The organism is Gemmatimonadaceae bacterium, from assembly GCA_020852815.1.
Classification (GTDB): Bacteria; Gemmatimonadota; Gemmatimonadetes; order Gemmatimonadales; family Gemmatimonadaceae; genus SCN-70-22.
Genome location: JADZAN010000046.1, coordinates 279537 through 296183 on the forward strand (window position 1 = coordinate 279537; position 16647 = coordinate 296183).

The following is a 16647-nucleotide window of genomic DNA, read 5'->3' on the forward strand; positions in this document are numbered from 1 at the left end:
TCACCTACACGCGAAATGCCGGTCAGGCGGCGTGGGGCGTCTGGTCCAGCAGCAAGCGCACGCGCCCGCGCAGCTCTTCCAGCGTGAACGGCTTGTGCAGGAAGTGCGAGATCCCGCCCCCGGCACTCAGGTGCGCGTCGCGCTCGTGCGTGTAGCCTGACATGAAGAGGATCGTGAGCGACGGTCTCTCCTGCGCGAGCGCGGCCGCCAGCTCGCGCCCCCCCATGACCGGCATGACGATGTCGGTGATGACCAGGTCGAGGCGCTCCCCCAGTTCGCGCGCGATGGTGAGAGCCTCCGCGCCGTTGGCTGCCTCGTACACACTGTAACCCGCCCGCTCCAGCGTGCGCCGCGTCATGGTGCGCACCAGGTGCTCGTCCTCGGCCACGAGGATCGTCTCCGAACCGTGACGTGCCTCCTTGGCCGCGGCGCGCGTCGTCACCGCACGTCCCGCCATGGCGGTGCGCGGCAGGTAGATGCTGAAGGTCGCCCCCGCGCCGGGGGCGCTGTCGACCCAGATGAAGCCGCCGCTCTGCTTCACCACGCCATAGACCGTCGACAGGCCCATCCCTCGCCCCTGCCCCATCGCCTTCGTGGTGAAGAAGGGCTCGAAGGCGCGTGACTGCGTGAGCGCATCCATCCCGATGCCGGTGTCCTTCACCGTCAGCTGCACATAGTCGCCGGTGGGCATTGGCGGGTGCGCGCGCGCGAACGCCTCGTCGGCCAGGAGGTTGGCGGTCTCGATCACGAGGTGCCCGCCGGACGGCATCGCGTCGCGCGCGTTCACGACCAGGTTGAGCAGGACCTGCTCCACCTGCGCCGGGTCTGCGGTCACTGCGCCGAGTGCTTCGCCTTCGCGCAGCTCCAGCGTCACCGCGTCGCCCACGAGACGGTCCAGGAGCTTGTGCACCGAGCGCACCACCTCGTTCAGGTCCAGCGTGCGCGGCTGCAACACCTGCTGCTGGCTGAAGGCGAGCAGCTGACGGGTGAGGCTCGAGGCACGCTCGGCGGCCTGGGAGATCTCCTCCAGCTCCTCCTGCTGGTCGTTGGACAACCCGCCGCTGGCGTACATGAGCTGGGCGTTGCCGCGAATCACCGTGAGGAGGTTGTTGAAGTCGTGCGCCACACCTCCCGCCAGCCGCCCCACCGCCTCGATGCGCTGCGACTGGTGCAGGTGTGCCTGCAACTCCTCCAGCGCCGTCACGTCGCGCGACGTCGCCACCACGCCACGCACCGACGGGTCGTCGAGAAGGTTGCGCGCCGACGTCGTCAGCACGCGCCAGCTCCCGTCGGCGTGCCGCGAGCGGTACTGCATGCGCTGCATGGCCCACGGTTCGCGCACCACCTGGCGGAACGCTTCCCGCACCGACTCCTGGTCGTCGGGATGGATGCGCGCGATGGGGTTGCGCCCGAGCACATCCGTCGGCTGCAATCCCACCAGCGTCACCAGCGACGGCGAGGCGTACCGCACGCGCCCGTCGCGCTCGAGGATGAGGACCAGCTCGTAGGCGCTCTCGATGATGGTGCGATACAGCGCCGCCGACTGGCGCAACTCATCCTCGGCGTGCTTGCGCGTCGTGATGTCGTGCAGGTATTCGAGCACCCCGATCACGGCACCCGTGTCATCGCGGAACGGTTCGTAGCGCTCGCGCAGCCACGCCGAGTGTCCGTCGGGCGACTGCCAGCGCCGCGGCTCGGGGGCATGCACCACCTCACCGGCCAGCGCACGCTCGAGCAGCGTCTTCACGCCCTGCTCGCGCATCACCGGGAAGCAGTCGAAGGCGACGCGTCCAAGCACTGCGGCTGCCGGAGTACCCGTGCGCTCGGCGACGAACTGGTTCCACACCCGGTAGCGGAACTCGCGGTCGTACGCCACGATTCCTTCACCGGCACCGTCGAGGATTTTCGCCGCGACGCGCGCCGGATCCCAGAGCGTCGGGTCCGGCGAGTCAGCGGGCGGCGGCGACGGAGGCTGTGAGTTCACGCGCGTCGACTGGCACAGGATCGGTACGATTTGGTCACAGCGTCCACGGAATAGCCCGCCCGTCGGCGGACTGGTCCGCGGAATCTTCTCTTGATACCCGCTTTCGGAACAACGTTCAGTGACTGAGGACACACCAAGTGCGGGAAAGGTCCGGCTCGACAAGTGGCTGTGGGCCGCGCGCTTCTTCAAGACGCGCGCGCTGGCCGCGGAGTCGATCGACGCCGGCCACATCGAGGTGAATGGTGAACGCGCGAAGCGTTCAAAGCTCGTTCAAGGGGGCGATACGATCCGCGTGCGACGCCCGCCCTTCGAGCAGGTGGTGCGCGTGACCGATGTCTCGGAGCATCGCGGCTCGGCGACCATCGCCGCCGGTCTCTATCGGGAGACAGACGAGTCGGCGAAGTCGCGCCAGGCGCTCAGCGACCATCTGCGCGCAATGGGGCCGCCCGCCTTCCGCGACAAGGGCCGTCCCTCCAAGAAGGAACGCCGGGAGATCGACCGTTGGCGTGGGCGAGAGGAGTGAGCGCCGGCGCCTAACGGCGCGCGCCTGACGCTGCGCGCCTGACGTCACGCGTTGTCGGAATGCCCGGCGAGCGCCAGGAGGGTGCGCCGGTCCAGGCGGTGACCGCCGTCGAAGGGAAACTCGCGCATCGGGAGCTGAGCCTCCGCCAGCCGCGCGCGCATCGCGTCGAGGTTGATCCACGGGAGGTATTCGTCGCGCGTGCCATAGGCGACGTCGATGCCGTGGTCGGGGAACCGTTGTCGAGCCGCCACCAGGTCGAGATCGGCGGGGATCTCGCCGGCCCAGACGATCACCCGCGCCGCCGGCGTCGTTCCCATCGTCACCCAGCGCAGCAGCGTCGGCACGCCTTGGGAGAAGCCGAGCGCCGTCACCGGTCGCGTGCCCGCCAGCTGCGCGACGACGGTGTCGAGGTAGGCGACGTAGTCGGCGATCTCGTTGTCGCGATCCTCGCGCGTCATCCACGTCGCGCCCACGGGACGTCCGGCGTGCCCTCCCCCCGTCTCCTTCCCCGTGTAGAAGCGATTGAGCGCCTCGGGGGCAAGCACGGCGCAGTCGGCGCCAGCGACGGCGCGGAACGGTTGGAGGAAGTCGGCGGCGAGCTGGCCGTAGCCGTGCAGCACGACCCACACGTCGCGCGCGGTGGCCGGGTCACCTAACGACCGGATGCGCGCGGTGCGGGTAACGTGCAGCAGGTGCTCGCGCTGCGGGAGGACACGCGATTGATGGCCGCCCGCGTGGTGTCCGGTGTCGCTCATGGCGTGCCGGGTTTCACGAGGAGGCGGCGCCCCGCGGTGATGCGCGTGGTGGCGAGCGCGTTCCACTTCACGAGCGAGTCGGTGGGAACGCCGTAGCGCCTGGCAATGGTCTCGAGCGCCTCGCCGCGCTGCACCAGGTGATAGATGGCGCGGCGCGAGGCGGCGGCGGTCGCCTCGGCGGCGCGCCGCTCTGCCTCGCTCGCCGCACGGAGCGCCGCCTGCCGGCGTGCGACGAGCGAGAGGACGCTGTCCATGCGCGCCCGGTCGCGCGAGGCGAAGCCGAACGCCTCGTCGCCCTCGTTCGCCGTCAGCTGCACGCCGGGCATCGTCCCGAGAAAGACGCGCGAGAACTGCGACACGAGGGCGCGCTCGTAGGGAAACGATCGCTCGAGGAACTCCTGCGGCTCCTCTCCATGGGGGATGAACGGCTCGGGCGGGACGCCCACGTAAACGAGGCGACGGTCGGTCGCCGCCAGGACGCCGTGCGTGAGGCGGAAGCTGTCCCACCAGTGGCGCTGCACCACGGGGACGCGCCACGCCACGCGCTCGCCGCGCTCCAGCAGCGCCTCGATCTCGGCGTTGGCCAGGCGCGCGCTCCCCTCGGGATCGCCGCGATGGAAGAAGAGGAAGGCACCAATCGCGGCGATCGCCACGAGGACGACGGTGAGCCACGCCGAGGTGACGAGGAGTCGCACCACGCGGCGCGTGGACGCCGTGAGCCGCTTTCCGGTACGGCGCGGCGCGATGGCGCTCGTCACCGGGGCGCTTGGCGTTGCTCGTTAGGCTCGCCGGGGCGACGCCCCGCCCCCCGCTCGTCGCGCCGGTTGCGCGCCTCGCGCATCGCCTTCGACACCGAATCGGCCCTGGCCGCCTGTCGCGCATCGAGCAGGACGCCAATCTCGCGGCGCGCGCCGTCGTTGTTCACCTTGATCGAGTCCATCACCGGCGCGGCGACGAGCTGGAAGCGCCGCACCGCCTCGCGATCGTCCTCGGTCACGCGACGCCGCGACGTGAGGTCGACGCCCGAGAGTTCGCGCAGCGAATCCAGTTGGTGCATGAAGGGGGCGTTCTGCAGGCGAAGGCGCCGACGAATCTCGATCAGCCCGCTCTTCTGCGCGGGCGTGAGTTCGAGGACGCGCGCCCACTCCAAATAGAAGGAGACGGGCTCCCCATCGCTCAGGTCGAAGGCAAACTCGGGGCGCGGACCGCCAAACGGCGGAGCGCCACCCCCGCGCTGGGCGCGAGCCACGGAGCTGGTGGCGGCGAGTGCGATGATGGAGAGGACGAACGAGCGGGCAATCAGGCGGCGCATGGACTCACTCCACTGCGATCTTCGAAGGCGTGCAGCAACGACACGCCACCTGCCCTTGTACCCCGTCACGCCGCGTGGGTGACGGGGGTCGCGCGACTGCGACGACGGCCGTTAGTGCTTCGCCGCGCCTTCGGCCGCCGGCGCTGCCTCACCCGCGGGTGCGGCATGATCGCCGGCCGCGGCGGCGTGCTCGCCCCCGGCCACATGCTCGGCGCCACCGTTGGGGCGCATCGGATCGGTCGGGTGGAGATAGGTGCGCGACTTGATGGTCCCCGCCACGAAGAACGCCCCCACCGCCAGCGCGGTGATGAACGCGGCGATCCCCCATCCCTGCGAGAAGTTGGCTTCCTTGCGACCCTCGGCCATGTCGTCCTCGTGCTCGTGTGCGGGTACTCGATCCTCGCCCGTCGGCGCCCGCCCCGTTGACGGAGTGGGTACCGGCGCGGCCCTCCGGCCGCGCAGCGACGGCGTAACCTAGTGCATAACGCTCGGAATGCGCACCCCGTTCGACGCCGCCTCGGCAATCTCGAGGACCTCCTCGAGCGTGGAGCGCCCGCGGTCACGGGCATACCACGTCCGCGCCTGCTTGTAGCGTTCTCCCTTCTCCAGGCTCTGGCCTTCCGTCTTGAACCAGCGCTGCAACTCCGCCGGGCGCGGCCCCCACCATCCCACCTCCCGGAACGCCGAGTCGTAGACGATCACGATTGGAATGGCCCGCGCCGTCCCGTCGGTGAGGTGCGCATCCATGAGGTCGGGGTTCTCGTCGCGCTCCAGCAGCTTGAGCTCGAAGTTGGGGAGCTGTTCCACCAGCCTGGCCAGCACCGGGATCACGTTCACCGCGTCGCCGCACCAGTCCTCGACCAGGGCCACCAGCTTCCACTGTCCCGGAATCTCCCGTCCACGCGCGACCAGCTCCTCGGGAATGCGTGCGGTGCGGTGGACGGCTGGCCACATCTCCACGTTCTCCCGGATCTGCGACAGGAAAGCGGGGAAGTCGGGGGCAGCGGCAAAGCGGTCGGCAGTCATTTCCATAACCAAATCGGCATTTAGTTGATCGTAACCTACCGTAGTCTCGTCCCCAAAGACCGGTTCCCGTAGGCGGGAAAAGCCCGGCATCACTGTGCGCTATCCCCTTTCCGCTCGGTCGGGGTCCCGGCTAGCTTCGCCCCTCCACGGACCATTGGAGAGCGCACGAGATGGACGTTTGCAGCCCCCGGTCGCGCCCCCACAACGGACTTCCCCGCTGGGCAGTCCCCCTCCTCCTCATACTCGCCTGGCCGATGACCCTCGCCGGACAAGCGCTGAGCTACCCCCCGACCCGCCGCGGCGACGCCGTCGACACGCTGCACGGCCGGGAGATCGCCGATCCCTATCGCTGGCTGGAGGATCTCAACTCGCCCGAGACGGCCGCCTGGGTTGCCGCCCAGAACGCGACGACTGAGCGCTACCTGTCGTCGCTCCCGCAGCGCGCCGTGCTGCGCGAGCGCCTCACCGCGCTCTGGAACTACCCGCGTGTCACCCTCCCCCAACGGCTGGCCAACGGCGTCCTCTTCTACCGTCGCAATTCGGGGCTGCAGAAGCAATTCGTTGTCCTCGCACGCTCGTCGCCGAGCACTCCGGCCAAGGTCATCCTCGACCCCAACGCACTGTCGCCCGACGGGTCGATTGCCCTTTCCCAGTACGAGCCGGCCCCCGACGGGCGCCACGTGGCGTACGCCCTGTCGCAGGGAGGGGCCGACTGGCAGGACGTGAAGATCCGCCAGGTGCGCACCGGGAAGGACCTCGAGGAGACATTGTCGTGGGTGCGCTTCTCCGGGCTCTCGTGGACGCGCGACGGCAAGGGATTCTTCTACTCGCGCTATCCGGCGCGCACGCAGGCGGAGAAGCTCGTCTCGGCGCTGGAGCACCAGAAGGTCTATTACCATCGCCTGGGGACGCCGCAGTCGCAGGACGTCCTCGTGTACGAGCGCCCCGACCTCCCGACCTGGTTCGTGAGCGCCGCCGTGAGCGAGGACGGGCGCTACCTGGTGATCTCGATGGCGAAGGGGGCCGACAGCCGCAACCGCCTCTACGTCGCCGACCTGGGTGACCCCAAGGCCCCCAACGTCGCGGCGCGCGCGGTGCCGCTGGTGGAGGAAGACGACGGCGAGTTCGGCGTGGTGGGGAACGACGGCAGCACGTTGTTTGTCGTCACCGACCTCGGCGCGCCGCGCCGTCGCGTCGTGGCCATCGACCTCGCGCGTCCGCAACGCGCCCACTGGCGCACCCTCATCCCCGAGGGAGCGCACACCATCGAGGGGGTGCAACTGGCGAAGACCCACTTCATTGTCACGCGCCTGGTCGACGTGCGCAGCGAACTGTCGCTGTACACGCGCGAGGGGAAGGCGGCGGGGCGCGTGCAGCTCCCGGGGATCGGGACGGTGGCCGGCGTGAGCGCTACGCGCGACTTCAGCGGCTTCTACTACGCCTTCACCTCCCCGCTCTACCCCACCACGGTCTTTCGCTACGACGTGGCCGCGCGCAGCAGCACCGCGTTCGACGCACCGACCAGCGCCTTCGACCCCGCGCGTTTCGAAACGACGCAGCGCTTTGCCACCTCGGCGGACGGGACGCGCGTCCCCTACTTCATCACGCATCGCAAGGGGATTGCGCTCGACGGGAAGAACCCGACGCTGCTCTACGCCTACGGCGGCTTTGCCGTCTCCCTCGTCCCCTCGTTCTCGCCGGCCAACATCGCCTGGATGGAACAGGGGGGCGTGTGGGTGACGGCGTCGCTGCGCGGCGGAGGCGAGTACGGTGAGCAGTGGCACCAGGCGGGAATGCGCGAGAAGAAGCAGCGCGTCTTTGACGACTTCATTGCCGTGGCCGAACAGCTCATCGCCGACAAGGTCACCTCGAGCGCTCACCTCGCCATCGAGGGAGGCTCCAACGGCGGATTGCTGGTGGGGGCGGTGATGACGCAGCGTCCGGAGCTGGTGGCGGTCGCACTCCCAGCGGTCGGCGTGCTGGACATGCTGCGCTACCACAAGTTCACCGGCGGCGCCGCGTGGGCCACCGAATACGGCTCGGCCGACGACGCCGAGGCGTTCCCGTACCTGTACGCCTACTCGCCGCTGCACAACGTGAAGAAGGGGACGTGCTATCCCGCCACGCTCATCACCACCGCCGATCACGATGACCGCGTGGTCCCCTCGCACTCGTTCAAGTTCACGGCGGCGCTGCAGGAGGCGGCGCCACCCACCTGCACGCGCCCACTCCTGATTCGCGTGGAAACGCAGGGGAGCCACGGCTATCGCCCCACCGACAAGCTGATTGCCGAGACGGCGGACATTCTCGCCTTCACGCTGGCGCAGGCGGGACGCGCGGCGGCGCCCACGCCGTAGCCGTGCGCAGCGAGCGCCGTTAGGCGGCGGGAGGAGTTGGGCAGCGAGCGCCGTTAGGCGGCGACGGCTAGGCGCCGGCGGGGGCGTTTACCGGCGCCGGACCGCGTAACGATCGCAGCACCGCCGACACGTGCCGCAGGTGCTCGGCCATGGCCGCGGCGGCTGCCGCCGCGTCCTGCCGCTCCACCGCCGCCAGGATCGCGCCGTGGCTCTTGAGCGCCCCGCCAATCTCGTCGCGGAAGCCCACCATGAAGACGCGCTCCGAGCGCAGCATGGTGAGGAGCGTGCGGCTCACGATCTCCAACACCGGGTTGCCGGTGGCGCGGGCCAGCTCGTAGTGAAACTCGCCGTCGGCGTCGATGAAGGCCCGCGTGAGGTGCGCCTGCGCCTCCATCGTCGTCATCAACGCCTTGAGTCGCTCGAGGTTCTCGCTCGTGCGATGCGCGGCCGCCAGGCGCGCAATGGGGACTTCGAGGATCTCGCGCGCTTCCTGCAAGTGTTCCGGCGTGTTGCGCGCGTCGCGCAGGAGGAGCGACATCGACTCGACCACGTGGTCGGTCGTGAGCGCGGCCACGAAGGTGCCGCGCCCCACATGCACTTCCACCAGCCCCTTCTCGGCCAGCGACTTGATCGCCTCGCGCACCGCGGCGCGGCTCACGCCAAAGTGCGTCGCCAACTCGCGCTCGGCGGGGATGCGATCGCCCGGCTTCAGCTCTCCCGAGAGAATCTGCGCCTGCACGTGCTCCACGATCTCCTGGTACAGGCGCTCTTTCGGGCGAATGGGATCGAACGGGACGGACATGTCTCGGCATGGTGCGGAGAGGAGCGCAGCGCGCGAGGCGGCGCACGCGCGTGACGGGAACGTAGCCCCACGCGCGCCGACCGGCAAACGTCGCCAGTCCCGCCCCGGCGCTAGATTCCACCGGCGTCTCTCCCCCTCTCGTCCCGCTGTCCGCGCCCCGATGTCGTCGTCACCCGTTCGCGTGCTGCAGGCCTCGTCCGCAGACGCCGCCGCCTTGGAGTCGGCCATCGCCGAAGGGGCGATGCTGCTGCGCAGCGGCGCTCTCGTGGCGTTCCCCACGGAAACGGTCTACGGGCTGGGCGCCAACGCGCTGAGCGCCGACGCGGTAGGCCGCATCTACGCGGCCAAGGGGAGACCGTCGTTCAATCCGCTCATCGTCCACATCGCCGACGCCGGTGACCTGGAGACCGTGGCGCGTGAGGTCCCGCCAGTCGCAAGGACGCTGGCCGACGCCTTCTGGCCCGGAGCGCTCACGCTCGTCCTCCCCAAGCGCGCGCACATTCCCGACATCGTGAGCGCCGGGCTCGATACCGTGGGAGTTCGCGTTCCGTCGCACCCGGTGGCGCGCGCGCTCATTCGTCGCGCCGGGGTCCCGGTCGCGGCGCCGAGCGCCAACGCCTTCACGCGCGTGTCACCCACGTCGGCGGCGCACGTGGTCGCCCAACTGGGCGCAGCGGTCGACCTGGTGATCGACGGCGGGAGCACCGCGGTGGGGATCGAGTCGACCGTGGTCGACGTGACCGGTGAGCGCCCGGTGCTGCTGCGACTGGGGGGTGTGTCGCGCGAGGCGCTGGAGCGCGTGGTGGGGCCGGTGGAAGTCGTTAGGCACGCGGCGGGAGGCGCTGCGCCGCGCCCGTCGCCGGGGATGATCGACCGGCACTACGCACCGCGTGCATCGCTGCGCCCGTTCACCGCGACCGAGCGCCACGAGGTATGGAGGGAGCTGATAGCGCTCGAGGATGCGGGGACGCGTACGGGGCTCCTCGCCTTCGACGTGGAGGGGGCCGAGGCGACGGTGGCGATCGCGATGCCTGGCGATGCGGCTGGCTATGCCCGCGCGCTGTACGCGGCGCTTCACGCGCTGGACGGCGCCGGGTGCACCGTTGCGTATGTCGAGGAGATCCCGCAGGGGGAAGGGTGGGCGGCGATTGCCGATCGCTTGCGGCGCGCGGGGCTGGGGTCGTCGTAGCGTCCGGCGGGCGGCCGACGTGCGCTGGTCGTGCGCGCCGCTAGAAGCGCTCGCCCTTCGCCTCGCGGGCGGCGCTTCCCACGGCGCGCACGCGCGACCACATGGTGTAGAAGAAGATGGCGATCCCCGCCACCTGCAACGCGCCACCGATCACCACCGCCACACGCAGCGCCGGCGCCTGGCTGGCAATGCGCGCCAGCTCTCCCGCCAGCCGCAATGCGGTCCCCACGGTCATGCACCAGTAGGCGGCGCTGGCCAGGCGCGGGTCGTAGCGCGCGTCGTCCTTCTCGGGGCGCGGGAAGAGCCAGAGGGCGACCCCCTGGATCATCATCATCACGAAGCCGACGAGGATGGCGTGCGTGTGCGCCGAGACCTGGTAGGGCGACGGCCACGTGCGCCCAACTTCGCGCTGCACCAGGATCCAGAGGCCGATCAGGAGACCAATGACCAGGAAGGCGATCCCGGTCTTGATGTAGCGGCGGACGAGGGTGTGCATCGCGCGCCGCCCCTACCCGCGCACGAGGCGCGCCGCGGCAATTACCACACCAATCGCAGCCAGCGCACCCACGCGCGCCATGAGGACGATCTGCCGCCGGACCCTGGCGGCGTCGGGGCGCGTGTCGAGCGCACGGGCGCGCGACGGTGAGAGCGCCAGGTCGTGCGCCAGCGAGAGGACCAGCATGAACGTCACCATCGCCAGCTTCCAGGCCAGCGCGTATCCCACGCCCTGCGTCCAGAAGGTCCCATTGGTCCAGAGCGACCAGGAGAGCCATCCGCGATACCATACCAGCCACGTCCCGCTCCCCAGGAGGACGATGACCGCCGCCCACCCTACATACCGGAAGCGCATCCCCACTTCCTCGAACAGCGCGGTGCGCAGCGCCGGCGGCTCCACCTTGCGCAGCGCCGGCGCGCCGACCAGGGCGAGGAAGAGGACGCCGCCGATCCACGTCATGGCGGCAAAGAGGTGGAGCGTGACGAAGGTGTAGTACAGCGTGCGCACGTGGTGGCCTCGCGGCGCCGGCTCAGTCGGGCTGCACGGTGGGGAGGGCGCCGGGGCGGCGCTGCGCCTGCTGCGCGCGCTGCAGCACCCGGGGGCCATCGATCGTGCGCCACATGTTATAGATGAAGAGGTACGCGCCTAACGCCGAGATGATCCCGCCGGCCGCCTGCACCGGGAGGGCGCGCGGCGCGCCGAGCGTGGGGACGAGGAGAAAGCCGACCGACAGCGTCACCAGCCCGATGTTGGCCACGAACACATGCACCTCGGCCAGGCGCCGGTCGTGCAGCGGGTGACCCGTGAAGCGCGGAATCACGTGATAGGCCACGCCGAAGATCATCATCGAGACGAAGCCGAGGAGGTTCATATGGAAGTGCGCCGTTCGATACGCCGCGGCGTTCGGCCACGTCGACATCACCGCGCCCAGGGTGACGCCAATGCCGAACCAGGCGAGGCTCGACTTGAGGAACGCCTTGGAGAACCAGTCCATCACCAACGCTCCGGGCGAGCCGGCGGTATCGCGCACCGGAGCTGTCCCGGACCGCGCGGCACTGCCCGCTCATGAGGGGTTTGACGGGCACCGGACGCGCACGATTGCAGGTCGCGCGGTGCCACCTCGGCGCGCAATATCAGGGGCGTCGACGGTCCGTCGTGTGCGGATTCGCCCGACCCGGGCGGCGACAATCCCTGAAATGCGGCATAACGCATATATGATTATCAAACCGGTCGATCCATCGCACCCCCTCCCGCTCGACGACAAGGGGGCCAAGCCGCCGCGGGGGCTCGCCAACGGCGACGACCTCAAGCGCCTCCTGGCCGTGGAGCAGGAGCGGCTGGGGGAGCTGCAGTCGGCCTTCTACGCCGACCGCCGGCACGCGCTCCTCGTCGTGCTGCAGGGGCGCGACGCGTCTGGGAAGGACGGGACGATCCGCGCCGTCTTCGATGCCTGCAACCCGCAGGGATGCCAGGTGGCCTCGTTCAAGGCTCCCACCGACCTCGAGCTGTCGCACGACTTCCTCTGGCGCGTGCACCAGGTGGTCCCGCCGCGGGGAATGATCGGGATCTTCAACCGGTCGCATTACGAGGACGTGCTCGTGGTGCGGGTGAAGAACCTCGTGCCCAAGCGCGTGTGGCAGCACCGGTACCGGCAGATCAACGACTTCGAGCGCATGCTGACGGAGAACGGCGTGGTGATCCTCAAGTTCTTCCTGCACATCTCCAGGGATGAACAGCGTGAGCAGTTCCTCGAGCGCCTGACCGATCCCACGAAGAACTGGAAGTTCCGCGCCGGCGACCTCGACGACCGGGCGTTGTGGGGCGACTACACGCGCGCCTATCGCGACGCGCTTCGTGAGTGCAGCACCAAGTGGGCGCCGTGGTACGTGATCCCGTCGGACCATCGTGCGGCGCGGAACTACCTGATCACGAAGGTGATCAACGAAGCGTTAGGGGCGCTCAAGCCGGAGTATCCGCGGGCGTCGAAGGAGGTGCTGGCGCTCAAGTCGGGGTTGGCGCGGTAGGGCGCACGGCTGGGGGTGGTGCGCTTGGCTTGGGAGGGGCAACTGCGGTGTGACGCGAAGGCACGAAGGCGCGAAGGGAGCGCGCGACGGGCGGACGGATGTTCGCGCCGCGGCGTTAGGCGGTTTGTATCCTTGTGTCTTCGATGCTTCGTGTGAGTTGTCCCGCGCGAGGTGGGGCAGCGGCCGGGCTCGCGCGGAGGGGAAGGCGCAACTGCGGTCTCACGCGAAGCCGCGAAGGCGTGAAGGTGCACAGCCCCTTTGCGGCTTCGCTTCCTTGCGTGAGACAGGATCTTGCACCGATGGGGCGCGCCCTAAGCCCGCCTCGCGCACCCACGCTCAAGCCGCGACGATAGGCGCCGATACTCCCCAGGATGGAGTATTCGGCCGCGCCCTCTTCCCATGCCGGCGGTGCTCGCACGACCAGCACCGACGGCGCTCCCGTACGCCCGGCGCCGGGTGGCGGCGCGGGGCGGGTGGTGGCGCGCTCGGCGATCGCGCTCCTCCTCGGTGGCGTGGCGCTGGCCGCGCAGGTGCCGCAGCGCTGGACCCTTGGCGATTCCCGCGAGCGCGTCCGACAGGTGCAAGGAGCGCCCGATCTGGTCGAGCGACTGACGTCGCTGGGGAAGGAGATCTGGTCGTATCGCTCCAGCAGCGTGACCTTCGACCCACGGACCGGGCACGTCGTGGAATACACCGACGCCGAGGGCGCGCTCAAGGTCGTGATGGCGCCGCGGGGCTCGACGGGTGCGCCCTCGCGCGGGGCACTCGCGCTGGGGAGCTCGCGCGACGCGGTGCTGCGACGGTTCGGGACCCCGTGGGCGTATACGCGCGATCCCTCCCGACGGTACGCCTATCTCGCCTACGGGCGCAGCGTGGTGCAGCTCGCGCTCGATGACGATCGCGTCAGCGGGTGGATCGTCCGCGACTCGGCGATCGTCGTGGCCAGGGGTGACCGCGAGGCTGGGGAAGCGGCGATGCGCGGCGGCGGGAAGGCGCCGCCGACTCGGCAGGCAGCCGCGCCGGCCACGCTGCGCGCGAGCGTCGCCTGGCAGGACGACGATCGCGACGGCGCGCTCGCGCCGGGTGAAGGGGGGCGCGTGACGCTCACGGTGGCCAACGACGGTCCTGGCGAGGCGCGCAATGTCCGCGCATCGCTCGCTGTCGAATCGCCGGCAACCGGTGTCACCGTCTCCGTCGCCCCCTCCACTCCAACGATCGCCAGCGGCAGCGAGCGCGACTTCACCTTCCGCCTCGCGGCCGACTCGGCGCAGTCGGCCAGCGAGATCGTCATCGTCGCGAGGGTGAGCGAGGCGAACGGCTTCGACCTCTCCCCGGCGCTACGCCTGCGCGTCGCGGCGCGCGCGGCGGGTGCGCCGCGGCTCGTGGTGCGCGACACGCGGCTCGACGACGCCTCGCGCGATGGGCGACTGGCGCCGCGCGAGGTGGGCGACCTGACCATTCGCGTTGGGAACGACGGCGACGCCGCCACGCCGCCGCTCCGCGCCCGCCTGTGGCGCGGCGGCGACCTGTTCCTCGCCGCCGGCGCGCGCGACACCTTCTCGTTAGGGGCGATCCCCGCTGGCGGGACGTCGACCGTCACGCTGTCGCTCTACACCAACTCGCGCGCCGCCGACACCGGGCTCCGCCTCGAGCTGGCCGACGCGCGAGGGCGCGTCCTGGCGCGCCTCCCGATCGATCTTCCTCTCACCAAGCGACCCAGCGGCGTGCTCGACGTGGTGGCGGCGCGCGACTCGTCAGGCACCGTCGAGCGAGGGGCGCTGAACAGCGCCGCCGTCGACCGCGACCTCCCCGTCGCCGCCACGCGTCGCCCCGACGCGATCGCCGTCCTCCTCGGCGTCGAGCGCTACAAGCAGCTTCCCGACGCGCGCTTCGCCGAGCGCGACGTGGCGCTGATGCGTCGTTATGCGGTCGAGGCGCTCGGCGTGAACGACGACGTCGAGCACCTGTACGCCCGCACCGGAGCCGACGTGACCGGCGGCGAGCTGCGGAAGGTGTTCGGCGAGGCGGGGTGGCTGGCACGGCGCGTCACCGCCAACACCGACCTCGTCGTCTACTGGGCAGGGCACGGCGCCCCCGATGCGGCGCGGCGCTCGCCGTTCCTCCTCCCCTGGGACGCCGACCCGGCCTTCGTGAGCGAGACCGGCTTCGCGTTAGGCGACCTGTTCGACCGCCTGGCCCGGCTCCCCGCGCGATCGATCGTCGTCATCCTCGACGCCTGCTTCACCGGCGTGTCGCGCGACGGGGCGGCGCTCGCCCCCGGGGCGCGCGCCACCGTCCTCTCGGTCGAGCACCCCGCACTCGTCAGGCGGCAGATGGGGGTCATCACCGCCGCGCGCGGCGCGCAACTCGCCGGCGACCTTCCCGACGCCCGCCATGGACTCCTCACCTACTGGATTGCCCGCGGGCTGCGCGGCGAAGCCGACGCCGACAGCAACAACGCCATCAGCATCGCCGAGTTGGGGCGTTTCGCCGAACGACACGTGCGGGAGACCGCGGCGAGACTCAACCGCGACCAGCGCCCGCTGACCATCGCCCGCGACACGGCAACGGTCGTCGCCAGGCTCTCGCCCGGGGGAACGCGGCCGTGAACCTCCGCGACGGCGCATTGCGCGGGCGCTTGACGCTTTTCGTCGTTTGCCTCCTCGCCGCCACGACGCCAGTGAGCGCGCGCGCCCAGGGCATCGACACCGTCACCGTCGAGCAGCGCCTGCTGATGACGCCCGACCTCACCCCCGCCGAGGCGAGGCGCCGCGCCATCGACGCCGCGCTCGCCGAGGCCGTGCGCCGCGTGGCCGGCGTGCGCGTGCAATCGAGTGCGTTGAGCACGCTGGACGAACGCGGTCCAGGTGGCGCGCGCATCGACTCGCGTTACTCGAGCGTCATTGCCCTCGACGCTGCTGCGCGGGCGGTCGACTACCAGGTCACGAGCGAGCGCTGGGACACTCGGCAGATCGACGGCGCGGCGCAGCTCTACTTGCAGATCACCGTCCGCGCCGCCGTCGAGCGCGAACGCGGCAGGACCGACGCCGGTTTCGCCGTCGCCCTCTCGCTCAACGCCGCGCGCTACGACGTCCGCGGCGACGCCGCCAGCCGCAACGACGAGATCATCGCCACCGTGCGCAGCACGCGCGCGGCGCATCTCACGCTGTTCACGCTCGCCGGCGACAGCGTGCAGCGTCTCTTTCCCAATGCGTATCTCCCCGACGTTCCCGCCGACTCCGGCGCCCTCGTCGAACTCCCCGCCCTCGACTGGCGCGAGCGCGGGCTGCGCCTCCGCGCGACGCTGCCGCCGGGCGTCGACGAGCGTCGGGAGCTGCTGCTGATCGTCGCCACGCGAGCGCCGGTCGCGCCGCCGCCGCTCACGCTTTCGGTGATGGAGCTGCAACGATGGCTGGTGCGCATTCCGCTGCAGGAGCGGGCGATGGCGTTTGCGTCATACGATGTGCGGCGGGCGGGTCGGTGAGCTTGGGCGGTTGAGGGTGGGGAGGGGTCTTACCGCAGGGAACGCGGGGTTTCACGGAGTGGGGATGGGGTGAGAGGTGAGCACTCGGCGCGTCGAGCGCATTGGGTTCTGCGGCACGAGCGACGGAGCGGTCGCGCGAGTGGTTCATTCGATTGGCGGTTGCGGCGTGCGAGGGGGTGGGGGGCGGGAGGGACTCCGTCGTGTCTTCCTGTTTTCGTGGCTTAGTGTCTTCGCGTGAGACCGAACTCTCGTGAGCGGGAGCCACCTGCCGGGCGCAGCGCAACGGCAGATGGGTCCCAGCTTTCGCTGGGAAGGGGGGGGGCGTTTCTTCGCGGATTCGTGGCTTCGTTTCTTCTCGGCTTCGTGGCTTCGTGTGAGCCCGAACTCTCGCGAGTGGGAGCCACCTGCCGGGCGCAGCGCTGCGACAAATGGGTCCCAGCTTTCGCTGGGAAGGGGGGCGTTCCCTCGTCTCTTCGCTTCTTCGCGGCTTCGTTTCTTCGTGGCTTCGCGGCTTCGTGGCTTCGTGTGAGACCGAACTCTCGTGAGCGGGAGCCACCTGCCGGGCGCAGCGCTGCGACAAATGGGTCCCAGCTTTCGCTGGGACGGGCGGGTTGTTTCTTCGTTTCTTCGCGGCTTCGCGGCTTCGCGGCTTCGCGCCTTCGTGTGAGACCGAACTCTCGTGAGTGGGAGCCACC

Annotated in this window: 16 protein-coding genes; 6 read left to right on the plus strand and 10 right to left on the minus strand. The window is 70.3% G+C overall.

Translation table 11 applies throughout. From position 1 onward, the window contains the following. Nucleotides 1-22 precede the first annotated feature (22 nt). Nucleotides 23-1984, minus strand: coding sequence for a PAS domain S-box protein (locus tag IT359_21150; protein MCC6931510.1), 1962 nt, complete (start codon nucleotides 1982-1984; stop codon nucleotides 23-25). Between the two features lie 118 nt (nucleotides 1985-2102). On the opposite strand from IT359_21150, the gene IT359_21155 reads away from it, so the two are divergent. Continuing rightward, on the plus strand, nucleotides 2103-2507 hold the full coding sequence (locus IT359_21155) for an RNA-binding S4 domain-containing protein (GenBank protein ID MCC6931511.1): 405 nt from the start codon (nucleotides 2103-2105) through the stop codon (nucleotides 2505-2507). Nucleotides 2508-2551: 44 nt separating this feature from the next. On the opposite strand, the gene IT359_21160 is transcribed toward IT359_21155, so the two are convergent. From IT359_21160 to IT359_21180, 5 genes are all read right to left on the minus strand, one after another. Then, nucleotides 2552-3262: a hypothetical protein gene (locus IT359_21160; protein ID MCC6931512.1), complete on the minus strand. Its 711-nt coding sequence runs from the start codon at nucleotides 3260-3262 to the stop codon at nucleotides 2552-2554. Then, nucleotides 3259-4020 (minus strand): LysM peptidoglycan-binding domain-containing protein, encoded by a 762-nt coding sequence (locus IT359_21165; GenBank protein MCC6931513.1) that lies wholly within the window; start codon nucleotides 4018-4020, stop codon nucleotides 3259-3261. Before IT359_21165 ends, IT359_21160 begins: the two co-directional genes overlap by 4 nt. Then, nucleotides 4017-4574, minus strand: a complete 558-nt coding sequence (locus IT359_21170; GenBank protein MCC6931514.1) for a hypothetical protein — start codon at nucleotides 4572-4574, stop codon at nucleotides 4017-4019. The genes IT359_21165 and IT359_21170 overlap by 4 nt, the downstream gene beginning before the upstream one ends. 111 nt (nucleotides 4575-4685) lie before the next feature. Continuing rightward, nucleotides 4686-4940 (minus strand): hypothetical protein, encoded by a 255-nt coding sequence (locus IT359_21175; protein MCC6931515.1) that lies wholly within the window; start codon nucleotides 4938-4940, stop codon nucleotides 4686-4688. Nucleotides 4941-5048: 108 nt separating this feature from the next. Further along, the gene (locus IT359_21180; protein MCC6931516.1) at nucleotides 5049-5606 is read right to left on the minus strand and encodes a thioredoxin family protein; all 558 of its coding nucleotides are present in this window, start codon (nucleotides 5604-5606) and stop codon (nucleotides 5049-5051) included. A gap of 248 nt (nucleotides 5607-5854) precedes the next feature. Between IT359_21180 and IT359_21185 the strand changes: the two genes are divergently transcribed. Next, nucleotides 5855-7957, plus strand: a complete 2103-nt coding sequence (locus IT359_21185) for a S9 family peptidase (GenBank protein MCC6931517.1) — start codon at nucleotides 5855-5857, stop codon at nucleotides 7955-7957. A gap of 67 nt (nucleotides 7958-8024) precedes the next feature. On the opposite strand, the gene IT359_21190 is transcribed toward IT359_21185, so the two are convergent. Beyond that, nucleotides 8025-8759, minus strand: a complete 735-nt coding sequence (locus IT359_21190; protein ID MCC6931518.1) for a FadR family transcriptional regulator — start codon at nucleotides 8757-8759, stop codon at nucleotides 8025-8027. Between the two features lie 181 nt (nucleotides 8760-8940). Between IT359_21190 and IT359_21195 the strand changes: the two genes are divergently transcribed. Beyond that, nucleotides 8941-9948: a threonylcarbamoyl-AMP synthase gene (locus IT359_21195; protein MCC6931519.1), complete on the plus strand. Its 1008-nt coding sequence runs from the start codon at nucleotides 8941-8943 to the stop codon at nucleotides 9946-9948. 40 nt (nucleotides 9949-9988) lie between these two features. On the opposite strand, the gene IT359_21200 is transcribed toward IT359_21195, so the two are convergent. From IT359_21200 to IT359_21210, 3 genes are read right to left on the minus strand one after another with little or no spacing between them, the layout of a single operon-like run. Next, nucleotides 9989-10444: a cbb3-type cytochrome c oxidase subunit I gene (locus IT359_21200; GenBank protein ID MCC6931520.1), complete on the minus strand. Its 456-nt coding sequence runs from the start codon at nucleotides 10442-10444 to the stop codon at nucleotides 9989-9991. A 12-nt stretch (nucleotides 10445-10456) separates the two neighbouring features. Continuing rightward, complete coding sequence (locus IT359_21205) at nucleotides 10457-10951, minus strand: CopD family protein (protein MCC6931521.1); 495 nt, start codon at nucleotides 10949-10951, stop codon at nucleotides 10457-10459. 22 nt (nucleotides 10952-10973) lie between these two features. After that, the gene (locus tag IT359_21210; protein MCC6931522.1) at nucleotides 10974-11474 is read right to left on the minus strand and encodes a cbb3-type cytochrome c oxidase subunit I; all 501 of its coding nucleotides are present in this window, start codon (nucleotides 11472-11474) and stop codon (nucleotides 10974-10976) included. A 166-nt stretch (nucleotides 11475-11640) separates the two neighbouring features. Here IT359_21210 and IT359_21215 point away from each other — a divergent pair, with 166 nt between their 5' ends. From IT359_21215 to IT359_21225, 3 genes are all read left to right on the plus strand, one after another. After that, nucleotides 11641-12468 (plus strand): polyphosphate kinase 2 family protein, encoded by an 828-nt coding sequence (locus tag IT359_21215; protein MCC6931523.1) that lies wholly within the window; start codon nucleotides 11641-11643, stop codon nucleotides 12466-12468. Nucleotides 12469-12839: 371 nt separating this feature from the next. Beyond that, a complete protein-coding gene (locus IT359_21220; protein ID MCC6931524.1) occupies nucleotides 12840-15077 on the plus strand; it encodes a caspase family protein in 2238 nt (745 codons plus the stop codon). Continuing rightward, complete coding sequence (locus IT359_21225; GenBank protein ID MCC6931525.1) at nucleotides 15074-15952, plus strand: hypothetical protein; 879 nt, start codon at nucleotides 15074-15076, stop codon at nucleotides 15950-15952. The genes IT359_21220 and IT359_21225 overlap by 4 nt, the downstream gene beginning before the upstream one ends. Nucleotides 15953-16647: the final 695 nt, after the last annotated feature.

Coding starts and splice junctions, on each gene's coding strand:
- IT359_21160 (MCC6931512.1), bottom strand. CDS start 3,262: ATGAGCGACACCGGACACCACGCGGGCGGCCATCAATCGCGTGTCCTC.
- IT359_21170 (MCC6931514.1), bottom strand. CDS start 4,574: ATGCGCCGCCTGATTGCCCGCTCGTTCGTCCTCTCCATCATCGCACTC.
- IT359_21175 (MCC6931515.1), bottom strand. CDS start 4,940: ATGGCCGAGGGTCGCAAGGAAGCCAACTTCTCGCAGGGATGGGGGATC.
- IT359_21180 (MCC6931516.1), bottom strand. CDS start 5,606: ATGGAAATGACTGCCGACCGCTTTGCCGCTGCCCCCGACTTCCCCGCT.
- IT359_21185 (MCC6931517.1), top strand. CDS start 5,855: ATGACCCTCGCCGGACAAGCGCTGAGCTACCCCCCGACCCGCCGCGGC.
- IT359_21190 (MCC6931518.1), bottom strand. CDS start 8,759: ATGTCCGTCCCGTTCGATCCCATTCGCCCGAAAGAGCGCCTGTACCAG.
- IT359_21200 (MCC6931520.1), bottom strand. CDS start 10,444: ATGCACACCCTCGTCCGCCGCTACATCAAGACCGGGATCGCCTTCCTG.
- IT359_21215 (MCC6931523.1), top strand. CDS start 11,641: ATGCGGCATAACGCATATATGATTATCAAACCGGTCGATCCATCGCAC.
- IT359_21220 (MCC6931524.1), top strand. CDS start 12,840: ATGGAGTATTCGGCCGCGCCCTCTTCCCATGCCGGCGGTGCTCGCACG.